General features: G+C 62.4%; 2 protein-coding genes. One reads left to right on the forward strand and one right to left on the reverse strand.

Annotation, left to right across the window (positions count from 1 at the left end; all coding sequences use genetic code 11):
- Nucleotides 1–208: 208 nt before the first annotated feature.
- Entirely contained in the window at nucleotides 209–643 is a 435-nt protein-coding gene (locus tag ACFWUY_RS42005) for a transposase (protein ID WP_384122454.1), read from the forward strand.
- Here ACFWUY_RS42005 and ACFWUY_RS42010 read toward each other — a convergent pair.
- Nucleotides 565–1,030 (reverse strand): hypothetical protein (locus ACFWUY_RS42010; protein ID WP_384122458.1); only part of this gene is annotated, 466 nt, incomplete at its 5' end. The two genes, ACFWUY_RS42005 and ACFWUY_RS42010, sit on opposite strands and share 79 nt — an antisense overlap.

The following is a 1,030-nucleotide window of genomic DNA, read 5'->3' on the forward strand; positions in this document are numbered from 1 at the left end:
GTGGCAGGATACGGAAACCTTCAGGGCCCCTTCGGTCGCCGGTGTGATGAGTGGAATCACCACGCCAACGACCAGGGGCCCTGCCTCGTCACCACACCCGCTGACCAGCCCATTTCACCCTCCAGCACAGGATGAAAGAGGCTCAGTGCTTGCTTCCCCAAGTTGCGGGTATAAAGCCTGAGTTGGGTTGTTGGTAGGGGGATGGGTTATGCCGGCATTACTGCGTGCCCGGGCTGCTTCGGAGTCGGATGAGGAGCAGGTGATTGTCCGGCTGGCGGGTGCCCGGAAGGCGCCAGCCGATCTGGTTTTGAGAGCGCGGATCATTGCGTTTAGCTGGGGTGGTCGGCGGGTGGCCACGATCGCGGCAGAAGTCGGCTGTCATGCCAAGACGGTGCGGTGGTGGCTGCACCGTTTCAACACGCTCGGAGCGGAGGGGCTGCAGGACCGGCGGGTCAGCGGTTGTCCCCGGCGGATCACTGAGGCAGAACGCTCGCGGATAGTTCTTCATGACCACGAGATGTCCCTCCTCAGATCCTCAGGATCCAGTGTCTCGTGTGTCCAAGATCAGGGGGCAAGGCCCGACGGCGACATGCCGGCTTCCTGGATCCCGCGCAGCGTCCTGCCGGAGTTACCGGAGGCGTGAGACAAGTCGGCGGGAAGACCGTCCGCGATCGCCAGGTTCCAACGTATCTCCACGGGCAAGTACGGCGGCCGCACCACCTCGAACCACTCGCCACCCATATAGGTGGTGGCGTGGCACCAGGAGCAGGACCAGATCTCCGAGTGCGTCACCGCCGAACAGCGCTGGCCATCGCCACATCGCCCGTCACACACATCGCACTCCACAGGCGCATCCTCACACGCCTCCATATGTGGACCCAATCCGCTGACACCATGCGACTTACCAAACACTTCTTCCGGAACAAAACGCTCTTTGAGGTGTTGTCCGGGTCTGAAGTGGGGTGAGATGCCGGTGAACGCGGACAGGAATCTTTGGGCTGATCCCACGGACCGGAAGCCTTTCCTGACG

This window comes from Streptomyces sp. NPDC058664, assembly GCF_042716635.1.
Classification (GTDB): Bacteria; Actinomycetota; Actinomycetes; order Streptomycetales; family Streptomycetaceae; genus Streptomyces.